Source organism: Komagataeibacter oboediens (genome assembly GCF_018491655.1).
Taxonomy (GTDB): Bacteria; Pseudomonadota; Alphaproteobacteria; order Acetobacterales; family Acetobacteraceae; genus Komagataeibacter; species Komagataeibacter oboediens.
In genome coordinates, this window is sequence record NZ_JABLUU010000006.1 from 27,041 (window position 1) to 49,815 (window position 22,775).

At 60.9% G+C, this 22,775-nt stretch carries 24 protein-coding genes and 1 pseudogene; 11 read left to right on the top strand and 14 right to left on the bottom strand.

What is annotated here, in order from left to right; all coding sequences use genetic code 11:
* Nucleotides 1–152: 152 nt before the first annotated feature.
* Nucleotides 153–1,508, bottom strand: coding sequence for an inorganic phosphate transporter (locus HNO79_RS06985; protein ID WP_048857127.1), 1,356 nt, complete (start codon nucleotides 1,506–1,508; stop codon nucleotides 153–155).
* A 147-nt stretch (nucleotides 1,509–1,655) separates the two neighbouring features.
* On the bottom strand, nucleotides 1,656–1,883 hold the full coding sequence (locus HNO79_RS06990; protein ID WP_110507716.1) for a hypothetical protein: 228 nt from the start codon (nucleotides 1,881–1,883) through the stop codon (nucleotides 1,656–1,658).
* 258 nt (nucleotides 1,884–2,141) lie between these two features.
* On the opposite strand from HNO79_RS06990, the gene pstC reads away from it, so the two are divergent.
* The 6 genes and pseudogenes from pstC to HNO79_RS07020 all read left to right on the top strand — a co-directional run bounded on the left by pstC (nucleotide 2,142) and on the right by HNO79_RS07020 (nucleotide 8,045).
* Nucleotides 2,142–3,119, top strand: coding sequence for a phosphate ABC transporter permease subunit PstC (gene pstC, locus HNO79_RS06995; protein WP_010517157.1), 978 nt, complete (start codon nucleotides 2,142–2,144; stop codon nucleotides 3,117–3,119).
* Between the two features lie 8 nt (nucleotides 3,120–3,127).
* A complete protein-coding gene (pstA, locus tag HNO79_RS07000; RefSeq protein WP_110507717.1) occupies nucleotides 3,128–4,024 on the top strand; it encodes a phosphate ABC transporter permease PstA in 897 nt (298 codons plus the stop codon).
* Nucleotides 4,024–4,821 carry a phosphate ABC transporter ATP-binding protein PstB gene (gene pstB / locus HNO79_RS07005; protein WP_010517153.1) on the top strand — a complete coding sequence of 266 codons (798 nt, stop codon included), beginning with the start codon at nucleotides 4,024–4,026 and terminating at the stop codon, nucleotides 4,819–4,821. The genes pstA and pstB overlap by 1 nt, the downstream gene beginning before the upstream one ends.
* A 17-nt stretch (nucleotides 4,822–4,838) precedes the next feature.
* Nucleotides 4,839–5,534 carry a phosphate signaling complex protein PhoU gene (phoU, locus tag HNO79_RS07010; protein WP_029329775.1) on the top strand — a complete coding sequence of 232 codons (696 nt, stop codon included), beginning with the start codon at nucleotides 4,839–4,841 and terminating at the stop codon, nucleotides 5,532–5,534.
* A gap of 192 nt (nucleotides 5,535–5,726) precedes the next feature.
* Nucleotides 5,727–6,388: pseudogene (locus tag HNO79_RS07015) on the top strand (IS5 family transposase); the annotation flags it as partial.
* A gap of 235 nt (nucleotides 6,389–6,623) precedes the next feature.
* Entirely contained in the window at nucleotides 6,624–8,045 is a 1,422-nt protein-coding gene (locus tag HNO79_RS07020; RefSeq protein ID WP_200409792.1) for an FAD-binding oxidoreductase, read from the top strand.
* A gap of 172 nt (nucleotides 8,046–8,217) precedes the next feature.
* Here HNO79_RS07020 and HNO79_RS07025 read toward each other — a convergent pair whose 3' ends face one another.
* The 4 genes from HNO79_RS07025 to HNO79_RS07040 form a co-directional block, all read right to left on the bottom strand.
* Complete coding sequence (locus HNO79_RS07025; RefSeq protein WP_214165045.1) at nucleotides 8,218–9,822, bottom strand: tetratricopeptide repeat protein; 1,605 nt, start codon at nucleotides 9,820–9,822, stop codon at nucleotides 8,218–8,220.
* A 94-nt stretch (nucleotides 9,823–9,916) separates the two neighbouring features.
* Nucleotides 9,917–10,315 carry a DUF4112 domain-containing protein gene (locus HNO79_RS07030; protein ID WP_200409794.1) on the bottom strand — a complete coding sequence of 133 codons (399 nt, stop codon included), beginning with the start codon at nucleotides 10,313–10,315 and terminating at the stop codon, nucleotides 9,917–9,919.
* A 30-nt stretch (nucleotides 10,316–10,345) separates the two neighbouring features.
* On the bottom strand, nucleotides 10,346–10,678 hold the full coding sequence (locus HNO79_RS07035) for a SelT/SelW/SelH family protein (RefSeq protein WP_214165046.1): 333 nt from the start codon (nucleotides 10,676–10,678) through the stop codon (nucleotides 10,346–10,348).
* A 91-nt stretch (nucleotides 10,679–10,769) separates the two neighbouring features.
* A complete protein-coding gene (locus tag HNO79_RS07040; RefSeq protein ID WP_214165047.1) occupies nucleotides 10,770–12,872 on the bottom strand; it encodes a catalase in 2,103 nt (700 codons plus the stop codon).
* Between the two features lie 176 nt (nucleotides 12,873–13,048).
* Here HNO79_RS07040 and HNO79_RS07045 point away from each other — a divergent pair, with 176 nt between their 5' ends.
* The 3 genes from HNO79_RS07045 (at nucleotide 13,049) to HNO79_RS07055 (ending at nucleotide 16,005) form a co-directional block, all read left to right on the top strand.
* Nucleotides 13,049–13,873 (top strand): creatininase family protein, encoded by an 825-nt coding sequence (locus HNO79_RS07045; RefSeq protein ID WP_214165048.1) that lies wholly within the window; start codon nucleotides 13,049–13,051, stop codon nucleotides 13,871–13,873.
* A gap of 52 nt (nucleotides 13,874–13,925) precedes the next feature.
* Nucleotides 13,926–15,080, top strand: coding sequence for a YVTN family beta-propeller repeat protein (locus HNO79_RS07050; RefSeq protein WP_010516839.1), 1,155 nt, complete (start codon nucleotides 13,926–13,928; stop codon nucleotides 15,078–15,080).
* Nucleotides 15,081–15,265: 185 nt separating this feature from the next.
* Nucleotides 15,266–16,005 (top strand): IS5 family transposase gene (locus HNO79_RS07055; protein WP_214165118.1). Its coding sequence is split into 2 segments (ribosomal slippage): nucleotides 15,266–15,581 and nucleotides 15,581–16,005, totalling 741 coding nucleotides; the frame shifts between segments, so codons are not numbered across the junction.
* 71 nt (nucleotides 16,006–16,076) lie between these two features.
* Here the strand turns inward: HNO79_RS07055 and HNO79_RS07060 are convergent.
* Nucleotides 16,077–16,409, bottom strand: coding sequence for a DUF6525 family protein (locus HNO79_RS07060; RefSeq protein WP_010516434.1), 333 nt, complete (start codon nucleotides 16,407–16,409; stop codon nucleotides 16,077–16,079).
* Complete coding sequence (locus tag HNO79_RS07065) at nucleotides 16,402–17,634, bottom strand: GTP-binding protein (RefSeq protein ID WP_214165049.1); 1,233 nt, start codon at nucleotides 17,632–17,634, stop codon at nucleotides 16,402–16,404. The genes HNO79_RS07060 and HNO79_RS07065 overlap by 8 nt, the downstream gene beginning before the upstream one ends.
* Before the next feature lie 68 nt (nucleotides 17,635–17,702).
* Here HNO79_RS07065 and HNO79_RS07070 point away from each other — a divergent pair, with 68 nt between their 5' ends.
* Nucleotides 17,703–18,296, top strand: coding sequence for a DUF1826 domain-containing protein (locus HNO79_RS07070; protein ID WP_214165050.1), 594 nt, complete (start codon nucleotides 17,703–17,705; stop codon nucleotides 18,294–18,296).
* Between the two features lie 199 nt (nucleotides 18,297–18,495).
* On the opposite strand, the gene hchA is transcribed toward HNO79_RS07070, so the two are convergent.
* The 5 genes from hchA to HNO79_RS07090 are packed head-to-tail and all read right to left on the bottom strand — an operon-like array spanning nucleotide 18,496 to nucleotide 20,719.
* Nucleotides 18,496–19,203: a glyoxalase III HchA gene (gene hchA / locus HNO79_RS07075; RefSeq protein WP_244987453.1), complete on the bottom strand. Its 708-nt coding sequence runs from the start codon at nucleotides 19,201–19,203 to the stop codon at nucleotides 18,496–18,498.
* A complete protein-coding gene (locus HNO79_RS17220; protein ID WP_244987454.1) occupies nucleotides 19,203–19,364 on the bottom strand; it encodes a hypothetical protein in 162 nt (53 codons plus the stop codon). The genes hchA and HNO79_RS17220 overlap by 1 nt, the downstream gene beginning before the upstream one ends.
* 56 nt (nucleotides 19,365–19,420) lie before the next feature.
* The gene (locus tag HNO79_RS17495; protein WP_408887041.1) at nucleotides 19,421–20,215 is read right to left on the bottom strand and encodes a Gfo/Idh/MocA family protein; all 795 of its coding nucleotides are present in this window, start codon (nucleotides 20,213–20,215) and stop codon (nucleotides 19,421–19,423) included.
* On the bottom strand, nucleotides 20,109–20,360 hold the full coding sequence (locus HNO79_RS07085) for a Gfo/Idh/MocA family protein (RefSeq protein WP_408885696.1): 252 nt from the start codon (nucleotides 20,358–20,360) through the stop codon (nucleotides 20,109–20,111). The genes HNO79_RS17495 and HNO79_RS07085 overlap by 107 nt, the downstream gene beginning before the upstream one ends.
* On the bottom strand, nucleotides 20,324–20,719 hold the full coding sequence (locus tag HNO79_RS07090; RefSeq protein WP_214165053.1) for a Gfo/Idh/MocA family oxidoreductase: 396 nt from the start codon (nucleotides 20,717–20,719) through the stop codon (nucleotides 20,324–20,326). Before HNO79_RS07090 ends, HNO79_RS07085 begins: the two co-directional genes overlap by 37 nt.
* Before the next feature lie 420 nt (nucleotides 20,720–21,139).
* Between HNO79_RS07090 and HNO79_RS07095 the strand changes: the two genes are divergently transcribed.
* A complete protein-coding gene (locus HNO79_RS07095; protein WP_214165054.1) occupies nucleotides 21,140–22,648 on the top strand; it encodes a cryptochrome/photolyase family protein in 1,509 nt (502 codons plus the stop codon).
* On the opposite strand, the gene HNO79_RS07100 is transcribed toward HNO79_RS07095, so the two are convergent.
* Nucleotides 22,607–22,768, bottom strand: coding sequence for a DUF2256 domain-containing protein (locus HNO79_RS07100; protein WP_408885697.1), 162 nt, complete (start codon nucleotides 22,766–22,768; stop codon nucleotides 22,607–22,609). The genes HNO79_RS07095 and HNO79_RS07100 overlap by 42 nt on opposite strands.
* Between the last annotated feature and the right edge of the window lie 7 nt (nucleotides 22,769–22,775).

Genomic DNA, 22,775 nt, shown 5'->3' on the forward strand with positions numbered 1-22,775 from the left:
GCATTATTTTTTGAAAAATACTCATCAGACATGATGCTGACCGGGACATCTCAGTCAGACAGGGCATAGTAATGTATATACGCTGTCCATGAAAAAACCGGGACCGCAGGGCATGCGATCCCGGTTTCGTCTTGTCAGCCATTCAGTGAATGTCAGGAATTCAGCAGATAGAACAGGCCGGCAGCAAGCGTGATGGTGACCGGCAGGGTGCATATCCACGCCAGCGCGATCTTGACCAGCATGCCACGGTTGATGCCAGATCCCGATCCCAGCATGGTGCCCGCGATCCCGGCGGTTATGATATGTGTCGTGCTGACCGGCAGGCCGGTATAGCCTGCGGTTGCGATCAGCCCGGCACCCACCAGTTCGGCCGATGCCCCCTGGGCTGGTGTCAGGTGGGTATTGCCGATCTTTTCACCCAGCGTATGCACGATCCGCTTGTAGCCGATCATGGTGCCGATCCCCAGGCACAGCGCGCTGAGCAGGCGCACCCACCACGGTGCATATTCCACGACCGGGCGCATCTGGTTACCGAGCACCTTAGCCTGCGCGCGCTCATGGGTTGAGGCGGAGGGATTGACGGATACAGCCTTCAGTCCCGCCACAACTTCATACATGTCCGCACGCAGGACGGAGGGAACGACATTCTGCGCATCGGTGTGGGACAGGCGGCCAACCGCCGCAATCGCTTCGTCACGCAGGCCGTCATGGTCGTACTGTTCAATCAGCGGTGCGGCGCTGGTGGCATATTCGGCAATATGCGGGATGCGCGGTGTGCTGTCGGGGGCAAGGGCAAAGGTTGCGGGCAGGATGCCGATAATGGTCAGCATGATCAGGCCAATGCTTTTCTGACCATCGTTGCTGCCATGGGAGAAGCTGACACCGGTGCAGGTCAGGATCAGCAGGCCACGGACCCAGCCACGGGTCGGTCTGTCACCCTGCGGCGGCTGGTACAGTTCGGGATCGTGGACAAGGTGCCGGATGATGAAATACAGGCCACCCGCGCCGATCAGCCCCAGCAGGGGGGAGATGGCCAGTGCGCGCAGGATTTTCCAGATCTGTGACCAGTCAACGCTATTGCCCAGGTCACGCGTGTGCAGCAGCGCATCCCCGATGGCAATTCCGATCAGTGCCCCGATCACACAGTGGGAGCTGGAGTTCGGGATGCCGAACCACCATGTAAACAGGTTCCACGCCAGCGCCGTGCCAAACAGCGAAATCAGCATCGGCACGGCTGGATCACCATTGGGGGGCGACAGCACGTCCGCCGGCAGCAGTTCAACCAGCCCGTAGGCCACGCTGATTCCGCCCAGCAGGACACCGACAAAATTCATGCAACCTGACCAGATCACGGCGGTCCGGGGTTTGAGTGACCTGGTATAGATAACGGTCGCAACGGCGTTGGCCGTGTCATGAAAGCCGTTTACGAATTCAAAGACACAGACAAGCGCAAAACATACGACCAGTGCGATGATCGAAAATGCCGAATAGGGGGCGAAGTGGAGCATGAAACAATACACCAGTAAGTTACTGTTGCACGCACCATAAATAAGTAAAAAGTAAAATATAAGAGGATAGTTTCGGGTTTAATATAATATTCATATTTGAATATATGCTAAATATATATCAGCATGTCGGGGCGGAAAAGGAATGTCTCACGCCCGCAGTCGCGTGGCTTCCATGGCGCGGGCGGGCTTGTACCGGCCCGTCCGGAACCGGGTGCGGGCCCGGGCTACGGCCGCTTCGAATGTGGGCAGGATGTCACCGTCCATCTGCGTGACACGTTCATGCATGGCGCGGAATTTGTATGGCTCGTCAGGGCTGTTGTGGAAAACGATGCCGACAAAGATGCCATCGATTTCTATAACGCTGGATTCAAACATAAGGGTGAGTCCTGTCTGTTTTACCTGGGGAATGCCGTAAGGCGCCGTTTAACCCCGCTGCGGGTGCTATGCAGTAGTTCAGGTGCCCGCGCAACCGAAAATAGATGAACTTTCTATGACATGCATAATATACATGGGATGACATTTATGTAGTGACTGGTGTCATAAAAACTTCATACAAAATAGATCAAGTTATTATTGCCACGGCGTGATGTTGCGGCCTAGTGCTGCTGATGTGTCATACACAGCAGGAATTACATGATGGAAAGTCCATCCACCATTACGGTCCGCGATGGCGTTGCAATGGATACGAATACGCGCGGGTGGTTCGGTGATCTGGTTTTCGGCATGCTCGCCCGCCTGGCCGGATGGTTCATCCTGCTTGTCATGGCCGGTATCATCATCGTGCTGGTGAGTGGGGGGTGGCGGGCATTTTCCGCCTTTGGCCCCGGCTTCATCACCAGCACGGCCTGGAACCCGATTTCAGATCACTTTGGTGCCGCGACCTCCATTTTCGGCACGCTGGTCACGACGCTGATCGCGCTTGTCTTTGCCGTGCCCTTTGCATTTGGCGTGGCCTTCTGGCTGGTGGAAATGGCTCCTCCGGCGCTGGCGCGGTTTATTGAAACCGCGGTGCAGCTTCTGGCGGCGGTGCCCTCCATCATCTTCGGCATGTGGGGGTTTTTCATAGTGGTGCCGTTCATGGCGCATTACATTGAACCTGTGGCCACGCATTACCTTGGCCATGTGCCCGGCATGGGCCTGCTGTTTCGCGGTGCGCCCTACGGGACGGGGCTGCTGACCGGCGGCCTGATCCTGGCCATCATGATCACGCCCTTCATCTGTTCCGTCATGACGGATGTATTCGTCTCCATTCCCGCCGTGCTGAAGGAAAGCGCCTTTGGCCTTGGCGCCACGCGGTGGGAGGTGATGCGCGATGTCGTGCTGCCGTGGTCGCGGCAGGCGGTCATGGGGGGCATCATGCTGGGCACGGGCCGTGCGCTGGGGGAGACGATGGCCGTGACCTTCGTCATTGGCAACAGCAACCGCCTTGGCTGGTCACTGTTTGCGCCGGGTAACACCATTGCCTCGCTGATCGCGCTGGAATTTCCCGAAAGCTCGGCCGGTAGCCTGAAGCTGTCCGCCCTGCTGGCGCTTGGTGCGATCCTTATGATCATTTCATTCATCACCCTGGCCTGCTCGCGCATTTTCCTGCAGCGCGGCGTGTCGAACTGAGGAAAGCCATGATGTCAGCCCCCCAATCGCAATCCATTGATGCCGGTGGATGGCAGCGCGGCGGCGCAATGGCCGTGCGGCGCAGGCTGGTTGAACGGTTTGTCAGCCTGCTGTGCAATGTGGCGACGGTTGTCGTACTGTTCCTGCTGTTTTCGATCCTGTGGACACTGGTGACGCAGGGGGCAGGGGGGCTGACGCTGCCGACCTTCGTGCACAGCACGGCATCCCCCGGCAGTGGCGGCGGCCTGGCGAACGCCATTATCGGCAGTTGCGAACAGACCGGCCTTGCCGCCCTGATCGGCACGCCGTTGGGCATGATGGCGGGGATCTACCTGTCCGAATTCGGTCAGGACGGACGGATTGTCATGCTGGTCCGGTTCGTGTCGGACATGCTGCTGTCGGTGCCGTCCATTCTGGTGGGTCTGTTCATCTACCTGATCATTGTGGAACCGGCAGGCCATTTTTCCGGCATGGCGGGCACGCTGGCGCTGGCGGTACTGTTCATCCCCATTGTCGTCCGCACGACGGAAGACATGCTGCGTCTTGTCCCGCGCGCCATGCGTGAAGCGGCCTATGCGCTGGGCGCGCCGGGGTGGCGGGTGATCCTGAGTGTCTGCCTGCGTTCGGCGCGTGGCGGGATCATGACCGGCATCCTGCTGGCGCTGGCGCGGATCTCGGGCGAGACTGCGCCCCTGCTGTTTACCTCGCTTGGCAACCTCAACTGGTCCACCAACCTGAACGAACCCATGGCCAGTCTGCCGGTCACGATCTACCAGTACGCCGGTTCGGCCTATGATGACTGGGTGCAGATGGCATGGACCGGGGCATTGCTGATTACTGTCGCGGTGCTTGCAACAAACATCCTGGCCCGCTGGTGGCTAACGCGCAATGGATCTGCACAATAATGAACAAACCTATCATGGATGATACGACGGGCCACGATACCTCAGCCCTAGCGCTGGCCATACGCAACCTGGACTTCTGGTATGGCAGCAACCATGCGCTGAAGGACATATCGCTGGATTTTCCCGCGCGTCAGGTCACGGGCATGATCGGGCCGTCCGGCTGTGGCAAGTCCACGCTGCTGCGTATCCTCAACCGGATGTATGACCTTTATCCCGGTCAGCGCGCAACGGGGGAAGTCCTGTTTGACGGGCGCAACATCCTGTCCCCCAGCCTGGATGTCAACGTGCTGCGTTCACGCATTGGCATGGTGTTCCAGAAACCCACGCCGTTTCCCATGTCCATTTATGACAACATCGCCTTTGGCGTGCGGCTGCATGAACGCCTGTCGCGCACGGATATGGACCAGCGCGTGGAAGGGGTGCTGCGGCGCGTGGCGTTGTGGAACGAAGTAAAGGATCGCCTCGGTGCATCGGCCGCCGCCCTGTCGGGCGGTCAGCAGCAGCGGCTGTGCATTGCGCGCACCATTGCAACGCGCCCTGAAATCATCCTGCTGGATGAACCGACCAGTGCGCTGGACCCGATTTCCACGGCCCGGATCGAGGAACTGCTGGATGAACTGAAGCAGGAATTCTCCATTGCCATCGTGACGCACAACCTGCAGCAGGCGGCACGGTGCGCGGATCGGGTCGCGTTTTTCTACATGGGCGAACTGGTGGAAGTGGATACGGCTGACAAGATGTTCACCGCGCCGCACGCCAAACGCACCCAGGATTATATTACCGGCCGCTTCGGCTAAAAGCGAAAGCAGTAATGATGCCACATGAATCCGTACATACGGTCCAGAGTTATGAGCAGGAACTGGAACAGCTCCGTTCGCTGGTAAACCAGATGGGTGGGCTGGTGGAACGGCAGGTGGCGCAGGCCATTACCGCCGTGGTCGAACATGATGAGGTCGCAGCCCTCGACGCGCCCGAAATGGACCCGCAGGTTGATGAACTGGAACGTGAGACCGAGGCACTGGTCATCCGCCTGCTGGCCCTGCGCGCGCCCATGGCGGGCGATCTGCGTGAAGTCGTGGTCGCGCTGAAGATCTCGGGCGATCTGGAACGTATCGGGGACTGCGCGGCTTCCATCGCACGCCGGGCCATGCGCAACGAACTGCTGTCATGTCCCATCTCACTGACGGGACTGCACAGCATGGGGCGACTGGTGCAGGAAAACCTGCGGCGTACCATCGACGCCATGGACCAGCGTGATCCCGAACTGGCGCGTCTTGTCTGGCATTCGGATACGGCGGTGGATGAACTATATGTTTCCCTGTTCCGTGAACTGGTGACGTACATGATGGAAGACCCCCGCAATATTGGTCCGTGTGCGCACCTGCTGTTCATTGCCAAGAACCTTGAGCGTATTGGCGACCATGCAACAAATATTTCAGAGCGTGTGTACTACGCCGTAACCGGCAATATCCTGCCGATCGTGCGCCCGCGCGGGAAAACGTTCGACTGAGGCGCCCTGCTTGCACGACCGCACCATGGCGGCGGTGCGGGCCATACGTATGTTGATGCGGCTGGATACGATTTCGCGGGTCACGGGGTGTATTGCTGGTTAGAGCATGTCGTCAGTTGGCATCTGGCACGATGAAGCCTGTAATCCCGTTTGATCTGTGATGTTTTCTCCCTGTTTTCAGGGAGAGAATGAATGCGACGATATGGCCTGAGTGACAGCCAGTGGGAACGGATAAAAGATCTTCTCCCGGGTCGTGAAGACCATGTCGTCGGAACGGCTGCCGATACCCGTCTGTTTGTGGAAGCGGTTCTGTATCGTTACCGTGCCGGCATTCCGCGGCGTGACCTGCCTGCCCGGTTCGGGGACTGGAAAAACGTCCACCGGCGACTGCGTCGCTGGTGCGAAGGCGGCGTGATCGAACGGATTTTCCGGCAGCTGGCCGCCGATCGTGACAACGACTGCATGATGATCGACAGCACGATTGTCCGGGCTCACCAGCACAGTGCGGGCGCCCGTAAAAAAGGGGCGCGGATCAGGCCATCGGGCGGTCCCGTGGGGGACTGACTTCGAAAATCCACGCCATTGTCGGTGCCGCAGGAAAGGCGGTCGCCCTGTCCCTGACGCCCGGGCAGAGAGCGGATATCACGGAAGCAGCCCCCCTGCTGGATGAAGTCGATCCTGCAGCCTTTATCGCCGACAGGGCTTATGATGCTGATCCGCTTATCGAAGAGCTCGAAGAACGGCAGATCACACCGGTTATCCCGTCAAGGAAAAACCGACGCGATCCATGGAAACTCAGCTTCCGGCTCTACAAAAACAGAAACATCATTGAACGCTTCTTCGCCAGGCTAAAGTCAACATTTCCCGCAGCAGTGTAACCCGTTTCCGTCATCATCGGAATTAACTGACGACACGTCCTGGTGGTCTGATGTCAGTCCCCACGGGCACGGGCACGGGCATGGGCATGGGCACGTTGCGTCCGTTCATGTCATGCAGGGCATGTGCCGGGAACGCAGCAGTTGGCATGGTCATTGGCGTCGGTGTTGTTACAATGGCGTTTTGCCGTTTTCTGTCCGGATGAGTCCTCGAATGACCGATTGCCCTTCTTCCCCAGCCGACCGTCTTGCCAGTGTGCTGTCCACACTGCGCGAAAATGGCATGGCGGCGCGGATCAGTACATCCCACTCGGTGCTGGAAGCCCACAGCCATGGCGAGGCCATGGATGCCGCGAACCTGCCCGGCGCCGTGGTCTTTGCCGAAGCGACGGATGATGTCGCCACTGTCCTGCGGGCATGCCATGCCCATCGGGTGCCTGTCGTGGCCTTCGGGGCCGGGACATCGGTGGAAGGACACGTGACCCCGGCGGATTACGCCATAAGCCTTGACCTGTCGGCCATGACGGACATCGTGGAAGTGAACGCGGAGGATCTGGACTGTCGCGTGCAGGCGGGCCTGACCCGACAGGCCCTGAATGCACAGATCCGCGATACCGGCCTGTTCTTCCCGGTTGACCCCGGTGGGGAAGCCACGCTGGGTGGTATGTGCGCAACCCGTGCATCGGGCACGGCGGCCGTGCGCTATGGCACGATGAAGGAAAATGTCCTCGGGCTGACGGTCGTGCTGGCAACGGGGGAAGTCATCCGCACGGGTGGCCGTGTACGCAAGTCCTCCACCGGGTATGACCTGACGTCCCTGTTCGTCGGATCGGAAGGCACGCTGGGAATTGTGACCGAGGTGCAGTTGCGCCTGCATGGACGGCCGGAAACCATTTCCGCAGCCGTGTGCCAGTTTGCCGACCTGAATGACGCCATACAGACCGCCATTGAAATCATCCAGTGCGGCATTCCCATCAGCCGCGTTGAACTGCTGGATGACGTGCAGATGGCGGCATCCATCCGCTATTCCGGCCTGACGGGATATGAACCGCTGACGACCCTGTTCTTTGAATTCGCGGGCGCGCCCGCAGCCGTGGCGGAGCAGGTGACCCAGACCGAGGGGATCGCCCTGTCCAATAATGGCCTGTCCTTTGCCTGGGCCGAGACGGCGGAAGACCGCACGCGGCTGTGGAAGGCGCGGCATGACGCATTCTGGGCCGCCAAGGCGATCGAACCGACCGCGCGTGTCATTTCTACCGACTGCATCGTGCCCATTTCCCGTCTGGGGGAACTGATTGCCGGTGTGCGGGAAGACATTGCCCGTTCCGGCCTGCGCGTGCCGCTGCTGGGTCATGTGGGGGATGGCAATTTCCACGCCCTGATCATTACCGACCATACACCCCAGGGCTACGGGCGCGCGCTGGATCTGGACCGGAAAATCGTGTCCCGTGCGCTGGCGCTGGGTGGATCCTGCAGCGGGGAACATGGCGTAGGCATGGGCAAGCTGGAATTTCTGGAAACCGAGCATGGCGAGGGCACACTGAGCGTCATGCGCGCGCTGAAGAATACCATGGACCCGCACCACATCCTTAATCCCGGCAAACTGCTGCCGCCGGGGCGTGTGTATCAGGGCTGACCTGCTTGCGCTGGGTGGACCGGGCAGGGGTGGCAATCCCTGCCGCGCCCGGAAACTTTGTACCTTGGGGCTGGCTGTAACAGTCAGACAGCTGCGTCATAGTCTGCAGGATGTTTCATGAACAGCCGCAGATATGCAAAGAGGCCAACAGCCACAAAAGCAACGACGCTCCCTATCGCCGGTTGCGGGCATCGTCCCGGCGTGCGGCAGGGAAGTCACGCTTGGACAGCATGCTGCACAGGCGATGGATCACATCATCCCATTTTCCGCTGTGGATCTGGCGTATGATACGCAGGGTAGGATACCACGGGCTGTCTGTCCGGCCCGAAAGCCAGCGCCAGCAGTTATCGAACCGGTCCAGCAGGATAACGGGACACCCCATCGCCCCCGCCAGATGGGCAACCGATGTATCAACCGACACAACCACATCCAGCCCCGCGATCAGCGCGGCCGTATCGTCCATGTCACGCACGCTTTCCATCGGGTCATACAGGCGCATGCCCGCGGGCATGTCGTGCATCTGCCGGGCATAGGTACCTTTCTGCAGGCTGACCAGACTGATCCCGGCCATTCCGGCCAGCGGTGCGAATTTCCGCAGCGGGATCGACCGTCGGCGGTCCATGGCATGGGCTGCGGGAATGTCAGGACGGCTGGCCCCACCCCAGACCAGCCCCACGCGCAGGTCCGTGCCCATGGGCAGGAATGGCGCCCACTGCCGCACCAGTTCCGCGCTGGCGTGCAGGTAGGGCACGCTGGCTCCCGCATGGCCAGGCGTGTTGCGCAGGACATGCGGCAGGCTGAGGAAGGGGCAGTGCCAGTCATGTGGCGGCAGGGATATCCGTTCACTGAATACACGCCGGATGCCGCCCATGCGCCGGATCAGGCCATGCAGCGTATCGGGGGCCTGAATGCTGACCCGCGCGCCCATGCCCACCAGCACAGGCACGAAGCGCAGCATCATCAGCATATCCCCCAGTCCACCTTCACGGGTGATCAGGATGGATCGGCCCCGCAGGTCGGCATCCGGCGGCAGGACAGGCAGCATGCGCTGTTCGGGCAGGCGCTGGCGGCCCGGCATTTTCCGCCGCCATTCATATTCGGCCCAGCCATCATCCATGCGGCCGCTTTTCAGTAGCGCCAGTGCATGGTTCATGCGCAGCCGCGCATCATCCGGGCGCAGCGCCAGTGCGCGGGAATGCGCCGCCAGTGCCGCATCCAGCCTGTTCCATGCGCCCAGCAGGTGGGCAAGGTTGGCCTGCGTCATGGCGCTGTCGGGATGGTGCTGCACAATATAGGACAGCAGGTCGTGCGCGGCCGCGAATTCCCCCTGTTCCATAAGGCAGACGGCCATGAGGTTGCCGGTACTCAGCTGTGCGGGCGACAGGGCCAGACCCTCGGCCAGGACTTCCTGCGCTTCCGCCGTCCGGCCGCGTTGCAACAGCAGTTCCCCCAGCATGTCATGGGTGCGGATGTCCTGTCGCGCGCGCTGGCGGACGGCGCGCAGCACTGCCTCGGCTTCTTCCACCCGGTCATGCGGCAGCAGCAGGCCCAGCATATCATGTGCCGGATGGCGCGCGCCGGGATTGGCCACGGCCTGGCGGCACAGCAGGCGGGCGGCTTCCTGCACGCGGTTGCAGCCCGCATGGGCATGCGCCAGCAGGATTTCAACACGCGGGGAGGGACGGCAGTCCTCCAGAATGGAACGGGCATGGGCGAACTGCCCCCGACGCAGCAGGTCCAGCGCAAGCGCCAGTGTATGGTCAGGTGTACCGGACATATGGGGCAGGGATCTGGTGCGGAAGAAAACGGATCATGCCATGTTGTGTCTTATATCGGGCCTGCCGCGCAAGGGGCGTGGCACCCCGCCATGATCATGGCATTTCGGGCGTGGTCAGGCCGAAATGCTGTTCCAGCAGGGTGACGTTGCGCAGGTCCGCCTTGAAGGCGGTGTCGAATACATCGCCCAGCACGGGCACAAGGTCGGCTGCGGCTTCCACCACAACATTGGCCAGCATGCGTGCAAGGGTGGGGCGGCCCACCCCCAGACGCCAGCTTTTCCATACGATGTAAAGTGAGGGCAGGAGCATGAGCGCCGTCCCGCCTACGGGCAGAAGCCCGATCAGCGTATCCAGTCCCCAGCGCGCCTTCGTGCCGGGAATGCGGAAGGCTGCATCAAGCAGCGTCGCAAGCCTGCGCAGGCGCGCCACTTCCTGACGGATGTCGTGGCTGCCCGCGGCGTGCGCGGCGGTGGGGGCATATGATGTGATCATACCCGTTAGTATGGTGTGGGCGGGGGGACGTTACAATGTGCCCGGCGGGTCGTGCGGCGCTGTTTTTTCACGGTCGATATGGCCCATGTCCCGGTCGGGGGCGATGACGTCCCGCACGCGCTGTTTCAGTTCCTTCGGTCCCGGGAAACCGCCGTCGCGCTTGCGTTCCCATATGGTGTGGCCGTCAACGGTGATTTCAAAATGGCCACCGCTGCCGGGGACCAGGGTGACACCGCCCAGATCCTCGCCAAAGGTGGACAGCAGTTCCTGCGCCATCCATCCCGCCCGCAGCAGCCAGTTGCACTGCGTGCAGTACACGATGGAAACATGGGGCCGGTGGGCCGGCGGGGTATCAGTGGTCATGGGATGCTGCTTTCTGCCTGTCCTGATGCCGGGCATACCCTGTCCGGCTGCCTCCTTATTGTGGGGGTTGGGGGCAGCCGGGGGCAAGGGGTCAGACGGCGTGGACGTGGCTTTCACGTTCCCACAGGCGCAGTGCGCCGCAGGTCTGGATGAAACGGGCCGCGTCCTGCGCGCTGTGTATGGCGATCACGCCGTTGTCGCGTGCCTTGGGGTGCAGCCCTGCTGCGGCCAGCACGATTTCGGCGGCATCGTTATGCGCAATGAACTTGGCATGGGCGAAAGCATCGGAAATGAAGTCGCGCATGGTGGCTTCGTGGCGCAGGACATTTGCCCCTTCAACCGTCGGCAGCAGGGCAACGGCGTCATACAGCACGGAAGGGCCGCCATTGATTTTCTGCTGCGCGGTCAGGTCGTGGCCCGCGCTGTCCTTCAGGCCGCCCACGGTGGGCGCGATCAGTTCCACCGTGGCATCCGCATTTTCGGCGGCATCGCGCAGGGCGGCCAGCAGGGTCGCGTCCACCCCGTTCGTGACGACAATGCCCAGCTTGCGGCCGGCAAAGCTGTCCGGTCCGCTTTTCAGGATGCTCAGCGCAGGCGATGGCTCCAGCCCCTCGACCACGGGCCGCGCCGCCGTCGCGGGTGCAGGCATGGGCGACAGGCCCAGCCCCGTCGCCACCGCTTCGGCCAGCCCACGATCCACATGCAGCAGGTGGCTGACCATGCGCGCGCGGATGGCGGGGGTTTCCACCTTGCTCAGTTCAAAGACGAATGCGTCACGCATATGCGTCTGTTCCACCGGGGTCTGGCTGATGAAGAACTGCCGGGCCTGGCTGTAATGGTCGGCAAAGCTTTCGGAACGCTGGCGCACCTTCTGGCCCGACACGGCATCGGGGTAAGACCGGTATCCATCCACGCTTTCACGCGGGCCACCGGTGGGCTGGGACCACGAATTGGGTTCGTAATTGGCCCGGCCCTTCGGGTTGTGCATGGCCATGTGCCCGTCCTGCTGGAAATTGTGGAACGGACATTTGGGCGCGTTTATGGGGATATGCGTGAAGTTGGGGCCGCCAAGGCGCTTGGTCTGGGTATCAAGGTAGGAGAAATTGCGCCCCTGCAGCAGCGGATCGTTGGTGAAGTCGATGCCGGGCACGACATTCTGGGTGCAGAAGGCAACCTGTTCGGTCTCGGCAAAGAAATTGTCGGGCATGCGATCAAGCACCAGACGGCCCACGCGGCGGACGGGCACCTGTTCCTCCGGGATCAGCTTGGTGGGATCGAGGATGTCGAAGGGGAAGCTGTCGGCAAACTCGTCATCAAACAGCTGCACGCCCAGTTCCCATTCCGGAAAATTGCCGCTTGTGATCGACTGCCACAGGTCGCGGCGGTGAAAATCAGGATCGGCACCGTTGATCTTGAGCGCCTCGTTCCACACGACGGACTGCAGGCCCAGCTTCGGCTTCCAGTGGAATTTGACGTAGGTCGAGCGCCCTTCGTCATCGATCAGGCGGAAGGTATGCACCCCGAACCCTTCCATGAAGCGGAAGGACCGCGGTATGGCACGGTCGGACATGGCCCAGCAGACCATATGCGTGGCTTCGGGCGACAGCGATACGAAATCCCAGAAATTGTCATGTGCGGTCTGGGCCTGCGGAAAGTCACGGTCGGGTTCCTGCTTGGCTGCATGGACGAAATCGGGGAATTTGATGGCATCCTGTATGAAAAAGACAGGGATGTTGTTGCCCACAAGGTCCCAGTTGCCCTGCTTTGTATAAAGCTTGACGGCAAAACCGCGCACGTCGCGCACCACGTCTGCCGACCCCTTGTTGCCCGCCACCGTGGAAAACCGGACGAAAGCTGGCGTGCGTTCGCCTACATTGCGGAAGATATCGGCCTTGCACACATCGGCCAGACTGTCGGTCAGTTCAAAATACCCGTGGGCGCCATAGCCCCGGGCATGGACCACGCGTTCGGGTATGCGTTCATGGTCGAAATGGAAGATCTTTTCCCGGAAATGGAAATCCTCCAGCAGCGCCGGTCCATTGGCGCCCGCGCGCAGGGTGTTCTGGTCATCCGATACCGCGACACCCTGCTGGGTGGTCATGACGGGGGTTTCACCGCCCGCGGTCTGGTGGGTTTCGCCGCCTGCTCCGACATGCGTGGTGGAGGGGGCAGGGGTATGTGATGTCTTTTTCATGATGGCGTGCGGGTCCGTGCAGGTTGGAAAAACAGGCAGGTGTGAGGGAAGATTCGACGTGTCCAACGGACCGGGGCGGGCAGGGTTCCATTCCCGTGCGGCATGACGGTTGCCAACAGCGCGGGGACAGGGCACAGGGGCGGCACGGATCACGTGTCGGGGGAGTGCTGCCGTTCATGCGTATGTTTTCTGGTTTCCTGTCCGGGCTGGCGCTGGCGCTGGTGCTTGTGGGATCGTCCGCGCGGGCGTCCGCGCCGGATACGGTTGATTTTGCCGACCTGACATGGACCGAAATCCGCGATGCCATCCATGCGGGCGACACCACAATCATCATTCCCGTCGGCGGCACGGAACAGAGCGGCCCCTACATTGCGGTGGGCAAGCATGACGTGCGGGCCATGATCCTTGCGCGCCGCATTGCCCGGACCGCGGGCCATGCCCTGGTCGCGCCGGTGGTGGCGTATGTACCCGAAGGGGGCACGTCGCCGCGCACGTCGCACATGCGCTTTCCCGGTACGATCAGCATTACGCCCGCAACCTTCCGGGCCCTGCTCTCGGATGCGGCCGAAAGCTTCCGGGTACAGGGTTTCCGCCGCGTGGTGCTGATTGGCGACCATGGCGGCTATCAGAAGGACCTGCGCGCGGTGGCGGATACGCTCAACCGGCGCTGGCTGTCGCAGGGCGCGCACGTGCTGTATGTCGCGAATTATTATGACGTGGTGCCGGGGGCCTATTCCACCTGGCTGCGCCAGCACGGGCATGCGGCGGAAGTGGGCATGCATGCCGACCTGTCCGATACGTCGCTTATGCTGGCGCTGGACCCCGACCTTGTGCGCACGCAGGCCCTGCGGGCGGCAGGCATGCCCACCCCGGCACAGGGCGTGTACGGCGGTGACCCCCGACAGGCCAGCGCGGCACTGGGGCAGGTGGGCGCCGACACGCAGGTGGCAGCGGCCGTGGCGGCCATGCAACACGATCCAACAGGACAGAATTCGCACTGATTGCACCGTCGGCACGGCGTGCTATAGGGGCCGCAAGGAACAGGATCACACTATGATACAAAAGAAAAAACTGCCGGTTCTGGGGCTGGGCACGCTTCTGCTGCTGGGCGGCAGCGCGCTTGCGCAGGCCGTGGACACCATTCCCGGAATGCCACCCGTGGTGGACCCGAAAAACATCTATACCGAAACGCGGGCCGGGAACCTGAATCCCGAAGTCGCGCAGGATCCGCCGCGTATCTATGTGCCCAACCTGCGGTCGAATAATGTGTATGTGATCGACCCGCAGACATACAAGGTCGTCGCACGCTTCAAGGTTGGCAAAAGTCCGCAGCATGTCGTGCCGTCATGGGACCTGCGTACCCTGTGGGTCACGAACAATGCCGAAGGCACGACCAATGGCAGCCTGACGCCCATCGACCCGCGCACCACGCAGCCGCTGCCCAATGTGGCGGTGGATGATCCGTACAACATGTATTTCACCCCCGATGGCAAATCCGCAATTACGGTTGCCGAGGCACGTGAACGGCTGGATTTCCGTGACCCGCATACAATGGAAATGCAGGGTTCGGTCTCCGTTCCGCAGTGCAAGGGGGTCAACCACGCCGATTTTTCGATTGACGGGCGCTATGCCATCTTCACCTGTGAATTTGGCGGCTACCTGGCCAAGGTCGATACCGTCAACCGTACGGTCATGGGCTACCTGAAACTGTCGGGCGGCGGCATGCCGCAGGATATCCTGACCGCGCCGGACGGCCATAAATTCTATGTGGCGGACATGCATGCGGACGGAGTGTTCGTGATTGATGGCGATACGTTCCGTGAAACGGGGTTCATCCCCACCGGTGTTGGCACGCATGGGCTGTATCCCAGCCGCGACGGTACCAGAATGTATGTGGCCAACCGCGGATCTCACAAGATCCACGGGCCGCCGCATGGCAAGGCGGGCGGGGTCAGCGTAATTGACTTCGCAACCGACAAGGTAGTGGCCAACTGGCCCATTCCCGGCGGCGGCAGCCCCGACATGGGCAATGTCAGCAATGACGGCGGGACGCTGTGGCTGTCCGGCCGGTTTGATGACGTGGTCTATGCCATCGACACCACGACGGGGGCGACACGCAAGATTCCCGTCGGGCAGGAACCGCATGGCCTGACCGTGTGGCCGCAGCCGGGACGGTATTCCATCGGGCATACCGGAATCCTGCGTTAATGGCCTGAATAAAGGGTTCCGGGTGCGGCCTTTCTAAAAAAGCGGCACCCGGAAGATCTTTCAACGGACCGGATGCCCTGGGGCGTGCCGTCAGTCTGCATCTGGCGCCATGAGGCTTGTACTCCCGTTTGATCTGTGATGTTTTCTCCCTGTTTTCAGGGAGAGAATGAACGCGACGATATGGCCTGAGTGACAGCCAGTGGGAACGGATAAAAGATCGTCTCCCGGGTCGTGAAGGTCATGTCGGCGGAACGGCCGCCGATAACCGTCTGTTTGTGCAAGCCGTGCTGTATCGTTACCGTGCCGGCATTCCCTGGCGTGACCTGCCTGCCCGGTTCGGGGACTGGAAAAACGTCCACCGGCGACTACGTCGCTGGTGCGAAGGCGGCGTGATCGAACGGATTTTCCGGCATCTGGCCGCCGATCGTGACAACGACTGCATGATGATCGACAGCACGATTGTTCGGGCGCACCAGCACAGTGCGGGCGCCCGTAAAAAAGGGGCGCGGATCAGGCCATCGGGTGGCCCCATGGCGGACTGACCTCGAAAATTTACGCCATTGTCGGTGCCGCAGGAAAGGCGGTCGCCCTGTCCCTGACGCCCGGGCAGAGAGCGGACATCACGGAAGCAGCCCCCATGCTGGATGAGGTCGATCCCAAAGCCTTTATCGCCGACAGGGCTTATGATGCTGATCCGCTTATCGAAAAACTCGAAGAACGGCAGATCACACCGGTTATCCCGTCAAGGAAAAACCGACGCGATCCACGGAAACTCAGCTTCCGGCTCTACAAAAACAGAAACATCATTGAACGCTTCTTCGCCAGGCTGAAGCAGTTCAGAGGCATTGCAACACGCTACGACAGGCTGACGTCAACATTCCTCGCAGCACTGCAACTCGTTTTCGCCATCATGAGAATTAACTGACGACACGTCCTGGCGATGCCAATGAGGATGATCCATGAAGATGTGCGTGTCATGCCAGTAAAATACTGATTTTACCTCAGCACTGACACGCAGGCTGCGTCATGCGGCAGGACCGTGCCGTAGGTTTCGCTGTAGCGTGACGCAAACGCTTCCCGTTCCAGCCGCTCGCAATAGTCAAGATACCGGATCAATGCCCGCTCGGCACGCGTCGTGCGTCCATAGAGCCGTCTGTAATGCTGCCAGAGCATCATGACGTTGACCGACCAGGCATCATAGGCATGCGCAGCCACCCGCTGGCGGATCGCTGCGGGCAGGGCGTCAAAGGCTGCCCAGTCATTGCCTGCATACCGCCGCCACATCTCGTGGCGTAATGTCCGTTCGTTATCTGCCTTCACCTTACGCATCTGCCATTTCTCCTTGCCCCCAGACCGGGAATGGATCAGGCAGATGGGCGAACAGCAGCGGATTGAATCGCCCTGCATCAAACTCGGGTACAAGGCAGGCCTCCAGAACTGCTGCAATGGCGGCATCGTCCATCTCTGCCGTGCCGATAAATACGATTTCCTGCCGTCGGTCCCCATAAACCGGATCCCATTTCGACAGGATCAGGTCGCGCCATTCATCGCTGTCCGGCCACTGGTTTTGGGGAATGGTCACCCACCAGCGCCCCATGGCCTGCGTACGGACCAGTGCACCGGCCTGCCCCAGTTCGCCCACCCATTGCGGGCGGGTCGCCAGCCAGAAATGGCCCTTGGCCCGGATCACGCCCGGCCAGGTAGAGTCGATAAAGGCCTTGAACCGTTCTGGCACCAGCGGGCGGCGGGCACGCCAGACGAACGTGTGGATGCCATATTCCTCGGTCTCGGGGACATGGTTATGGAATTCGAACAGTTCCTTGTACCAGAGCGGGTGTTTGTGCGCCCGGTCATAATCGAAGCGGTGCGTATCCAGAATGCGTGCGCAGGGCACGATGCCCTGATCGGTTTCGATAATATCCGCGTCGGCATTCAGGGCCTGAATGACCTGCCGTGCGGCCTCGCGCTGCGCCACTGTGGAGGTCGAGACCTTGTTCAGCACAACCACATCGGCAAACTCGATCTGTTCGACCAGCAGGTCAACCAGTGCCCTGTCATCCCCGTCGCCTGCCGTCTCGCCCCGGTCGCGCAGGAAGTCCGTCGAGGCGTAATCCTTCAGAAGGTTGACGGCATCCACCACCGTGACCATCGTATCGAGCCGCGCAATGTCGGACAGGCTCTCGCCCGCTTCGTCACGAAACTCGAATGTCGCTGCAACCGGAAGCGGTTCTGCAATCCCTGTCGATTCAATCAGGAGGTAATCGAAGCGCCCTTCTTCCGCAAGCCGTCGGACTTCATGCAGCAGGTCATCGCGCAACGTGCAGCAGATACAGCCATTGCTCATCTCGACCAGCGTTTCATTGGTGCGGGACAGGTCGCTGCCGTCGCGCACCAGATCGGCGTCAATGTTCACGTCGCTCATGTCGTTGACGATTACCGCGACTTTCCGGCCTTCGCGGTTATTGAGCACGTAGTTGAGAAGCGTTGTCTTCCCGGCTCCCAGAAAGCCGGAAAGCACCGTTACCGGAAGTCTTTCGTGCATGACGGACACCATTCATTCGGTTGCGATCCGCCGAACCTATATGTTACGTTATAATATAACAATCCCTAAAGGACCCCGACATGAGACAGTCCTGTCCGACCCGTGTGCCGCCTGCCATCCCCATGCCGTTCCAGAACATCGATAGAACCGACTGTTTCATCGTTCAGGAAGAGCGCCACACGGAGCAGGAGATCATGCAGGCCGCGGCATTGTGGAATGCCCATGGCCCGGATCTGTTTTTGCGTCGGGGGAGCATTGAAATTCTTGAGACCCAGTTGGGGGCGCTCCTGCCAGCAGGCACGAAGGCGCTTGCTGAAGACGCCCTGAATCTTGTCCGCCGCTATCAGCGTCTGTCAGGTACGGCGGAAATCCGCTTCCGACTGGAAAAGGTCCGTCATGATAGTTGCCGCCGCTTTCATGTTGACCATGTTCCGTTACGCCTCCTGTGCACCTACACCGGTCCCGGGGTTCAGTGGAAATACGCTGACAGCGAGACCATCTATGAAACGCCAGCGGGCTGGATTACCCTTCTGAAAGGGCAATTATATCCCGGCTGGTCGACAAAAGGGGCGGTACTGCACCGTTCGCCGCCAATATCGGATCGCCCGGTTCCTGTTACGCGCCTGCTTCTGACCCTTGACCATCCGGACGCATGTGGCATGGGACGGCAATGACGCCTTAACGCCGTAGCGTTCAGGCTGCTTCCAGCCGGGATCGCCAGACGTCAGGATCACGTATCCGGCCTGTCCCTCATCATAACAGTCTTCCACATCGGAGAATCTCCGGACCTTACGCCATGCGGATATACCGGGCGCCTGCTGGAGAATCCCAAGGTCGCAAGCGAGGTGACCGCCCGCGACCGTGGAGCCGGTTTTATCTGCTGGCAGCCTCAAGCAGGACTTCAGCCGCCAGTTTGCCAAGATTGTTCGATGCCAGCGGGCTATCGCCCGTCAGCAGGTTACGATCACGGTGCACCTGGCCGGTAATCCCCGTGTTGACGATCTTTACGTTGTATTCCCGGAGTTTTTCACTGACCAGCCACGCCATCGGACCCGGGATGTAGCCAATTTCGATATTGGCCCCGGCGTCCAGACTGTCTGGAAAGACGCACATCTCATAGCCTTCATATGCGAACCTGCCACCATCGACCGCTGTCGCGAGCAGGCTGGCGGGGCCATGACAGAGCGAGATCGTGAAACGTCCGTTGCTCTGTGCCCAGCGCAGGACATCACCGACCTGCCTGCTGAATGGCACCCCATTGAGAACGCCGTGACCGCCCGGAATGAACACGCCGAGATACGGCGATTCAGCGGTAAGGCCCTCGCCTGTCACGTCGGCAAGCTTCTTCGGTGTTTTGAGCTGCTTTTCGTATTTCTTGTAGATCGATTTGACGGCCTCGTCCTCATGCGGGAAGGCCCACCACTCGAACTTCACCGGATCGCCGGAGATGGTCGCGATATCGATCTCAAATCCCGCAGCGTCCAGATGATACAGGGGCAGAAGCATTTCAACCGGGTGATTGCCGGTCGAAAAGAACTCGCCGCCTTTCATCATCAGGTAACGCTCCTGCGTGCCGATCATCAGGATCTTCCACTTTCCCCCGTGTAGGGCTCAGGGTAGGTGGTGCCGTCAAAATCGGTTTTTGAGGACGTATATTGCGTCAGGGAATATTCTGACGGGAAGAAGGCGTTGTCCTCTGCCCGGTCAGCCACCGGCATTCGGCTCAACTGTTCATCGCTCATGTTTATTCTCCTGTTGTCAGCCTTGTCGCGCATGACAGGCCTGCGGTCAGGCCGCGCTACGTCCGCATGCAGAAGGTGCGGCAGGGTATGCACGAAACCATACGTTGCTTCGCAGCAAAGATGAATAAGGGAAATTCCGCAAAACCACCTGTCGGCTCAACAGAAAACATGTTGGACGGGCAACGCTCGGCCCATCCCTGCATGCGCGTATCGGTTGGCTCTGCGCGCGGCAGACATGAGCAGCAGCGATGATGCCAGGTACCTGCCTTGGGCATGGGCCCCCGAAAGGCGTCCCTGTCGTTTCGGGTCGGCAGGATGATCGGCTTATGCAGGCGCAGGCGCGCGCTTTCATAGAGTGCCGCCATCCGGATCTGGTCCTGCAGCCCTTCCTCGCCCGGCATGCACGGGCGTTGCCTCGAGCGCACGCACTGGGCGAAGTGATCGATTTCAATTGCAAACTGCCTGCGCTGCGGCAGGGATACGACCGAAACCAGCTCGGCAGGCCCGTCGCGTCGTGCAATCGACAGGCGCTGCCCTTCATAGGCAAATGCGTTTTCAATCCCGGCTGCGGCCTCGGTGCCATAGCCGCGAAAGTCCCGGCGTTCATGCGCGGCATAACTCGTCGAACAGGTTGCGATGGCACCGGAAGGGAATTTTAGCGTGAACGCAACACTTGCCTCGACCTCCCTGAAACAGGGATCATCGACCTGACTCCACTGCGTTGCAAATAACTCGACTGGTTCCTCACCCAGCAGCGCGCGCCGTGTTGAGGCAGTAAAGACCGATACCAGGCAATGCCCCGCCGCTGGCCAGCGCCCTTGATTGCCGCCATTGGTGGGGGGCGCCCTGATGTTGCACGTTCACGGCATCGATCAGACGGATATCGCCAAACCTGCCTGCACGTGCCTGACATGCCACCTCGGCATTACAGCTCTCATACTGGCAGCGATAGGCGATCATCAGCAGGCGACCTGCATCATGGCAGGCTGTGACCATGTTCTGCACCTCTGCAACAGAAGTCGCCACGGATTTTTCACACAGCACATGCTTGCCTCTGCCTTGGCCGCGGCGATAACGCCATCGCGGTGCAGCGCATTTGGCGTCACCACATAGACGGCCTCGATCGCGGCGTTGTCGCGGATGCGGCCGATCGAGGCGTAATCGTAGCAGGCATCGGCCGTGATCCCGTATCGCGCTGCAATCGCCCGGTATTTGGCGCTGTCACCGCTGATCAGCGCGACGGGCCTGGCATGCCTGCATTCCGCGAAGGCGGGCAGGATCTGACCGAGCGCCAGACGACCAAGCCCCATGATGGCAAAACCGACACGACGGGCTGGAGGGGCCGGGTTGGGCAATGGCGGTGCCGGGCGTTCGGCAGCGGCATTAATGGGGGAAGGTGACGTCTGCGCTCCGGATAAGGCCCTCGTCTACTGGCGGTACGTTTTCCTAGCCCGGCGCTGCATTGGCGGCGCGAACTGCCGTAGCAGGGAACGCTGCTGCCGTGGCCGCCCAGAAAATCACCGCACGACGCGCAATGTCCTGTTCATCTGGCTTGCTGCCCATCATCGTTCTCCGCGCCTGCGGGCTGGCTGTCGGGATAGAGTAACTGCCGGTTGCTAACGCGGGGGGGCTGGGGCGGCCCTCTCACGCGGAATTGCGCCCCACGACCAGATATTGACCGGGCACTTGCGAAGCCAGATTGATGAACGTCCCCCTTTTTTTCCTGCCCTGAAGTCAGGCTTCGCGGCAGAAGCGTCGCACGCTAGTCTTTCGATATGAAACGCATAGTCCTTGTTCTGGGCGATCAACTGACGCCGACACTCTCCTCCCTTCGGGCGGCCGACCGGTCAAACGATGTGGTGCTGATGGCGGAAGTCGCCACTGAAACGACCTATATCCGCCATCACAGGAAGAAAATCGCGCTGGTCCTTGCGGCGATGCGGCATTTCGCGGCGGAATTGCGTGAAGCCGGCTGGCATGTCGATTACGTTACCCTGCGCGATCCGGCCAATTCCGGCAGCCTGTGCGGCGAGGTCAGACGGGCCTGCGCCCGGCATGGTGCTGTGCATGTGCTGGCAACCGAGCCCGGCGAGTGGCGGCTGATGCGCGACATGGCCCAATGGCCATCCACCACCTTGCTGCCTGATGACCGTTTTGTGGCCGACCGCCACGGCTTTGCCACCTGGGCTGAAAAGCGCACGGGTATGCGCATGGAGCATTTCTACCGGCTGATGCGCCGCAAGACAGGCCTGCTGATGGAAGGCAACCAGCCTGCCGGGGGGAGATGGAATTTCGACCACGACAATCGCAATCCTGCACCCGGTCCGCTGGGTCTGCCACAGCCGCTGCGTTTTGAGCCTGATGCCATCACACGTGAAGTGCTGGAGATGGTGGCGGCGTGTTTCCCCGATCATTTCGGAGATCTGACACCTTTCTGGTTTGCAGTTACCCGCGCCGGGGCCGAGGCCGCTTTTGTCCATTTCCTGCGGCATGGTCTGCACGATTTCGGCTGCTATCAGGATGCGATGCTCAGCGGGCATCGTTTTCTGTGTCATTCCGTGGTGTCGGCCTATCTCAACCTTGGGCTGCTCGACCCGCTGGCGATGTGCTGTGCGGTCGAGATCGAATGGCGTGCCGGGCGGGTGCCGCTCAACAGCGCGGAAGGGTTCATCCGCCAGGTCATCGGCTGGCGTGAGTTCGTGCGCGGCGTTTACTGGTGGCGCGGGCCGGACTATGCGCACAGTAATGAGCTGGATGCCCATCGGCCCCTGCCAGCTTTTTACTGGAGCGCCGACACGCCCATGCACTGCGTGCGTGCCTGTGTGACCCAGACGCGCGAGGAAGCCTATGCACATCATATCCAGCGGTTGATGGTCACCGGCAATTTTGCGCTGCTTGCCGGTATCAACCCGCATGCGCTGCACGAATGGTATCTGGCCGTCTATGCCGATGCGTTCGAGTGGGTCGAACTGCCCAACACCATCGGCATGAGCCAGTTTGCCGATGGCGGCCTGCTGGCCAGCAAGCCCTACGTGGCCAGCGGTGCCTATATTCACCGCATGAGTGATTACTGTGCCGCGTGTTCCTACGACGTCAAGGCAAAGGAGGGGCCGAAAGCCTGTCCGTTCAACCTGCTTTACTGGCATTTTATCGCGCGGCATGCTGGCCTGCTGCGTGGCAATCCGCGCATGGCGCAGATGGTGCGCACATGGGAGCGGTTCACGCCCGAAAAACAGGCGCGACTAACGCGTGATGCCGGGCATTTTCTCGCCAGCCTTGGCTGAGCGGCAGCGATCGGAGCAGTAACGCACGGCCTTCCAGTCGCGCGCCCATTTCTTGCGCCACGCGAAGGGCCGCCCGCAGGGCTTGCTGGGCAGATCGGCTTTCCTGCGCATCTTTACCATGGCAGCC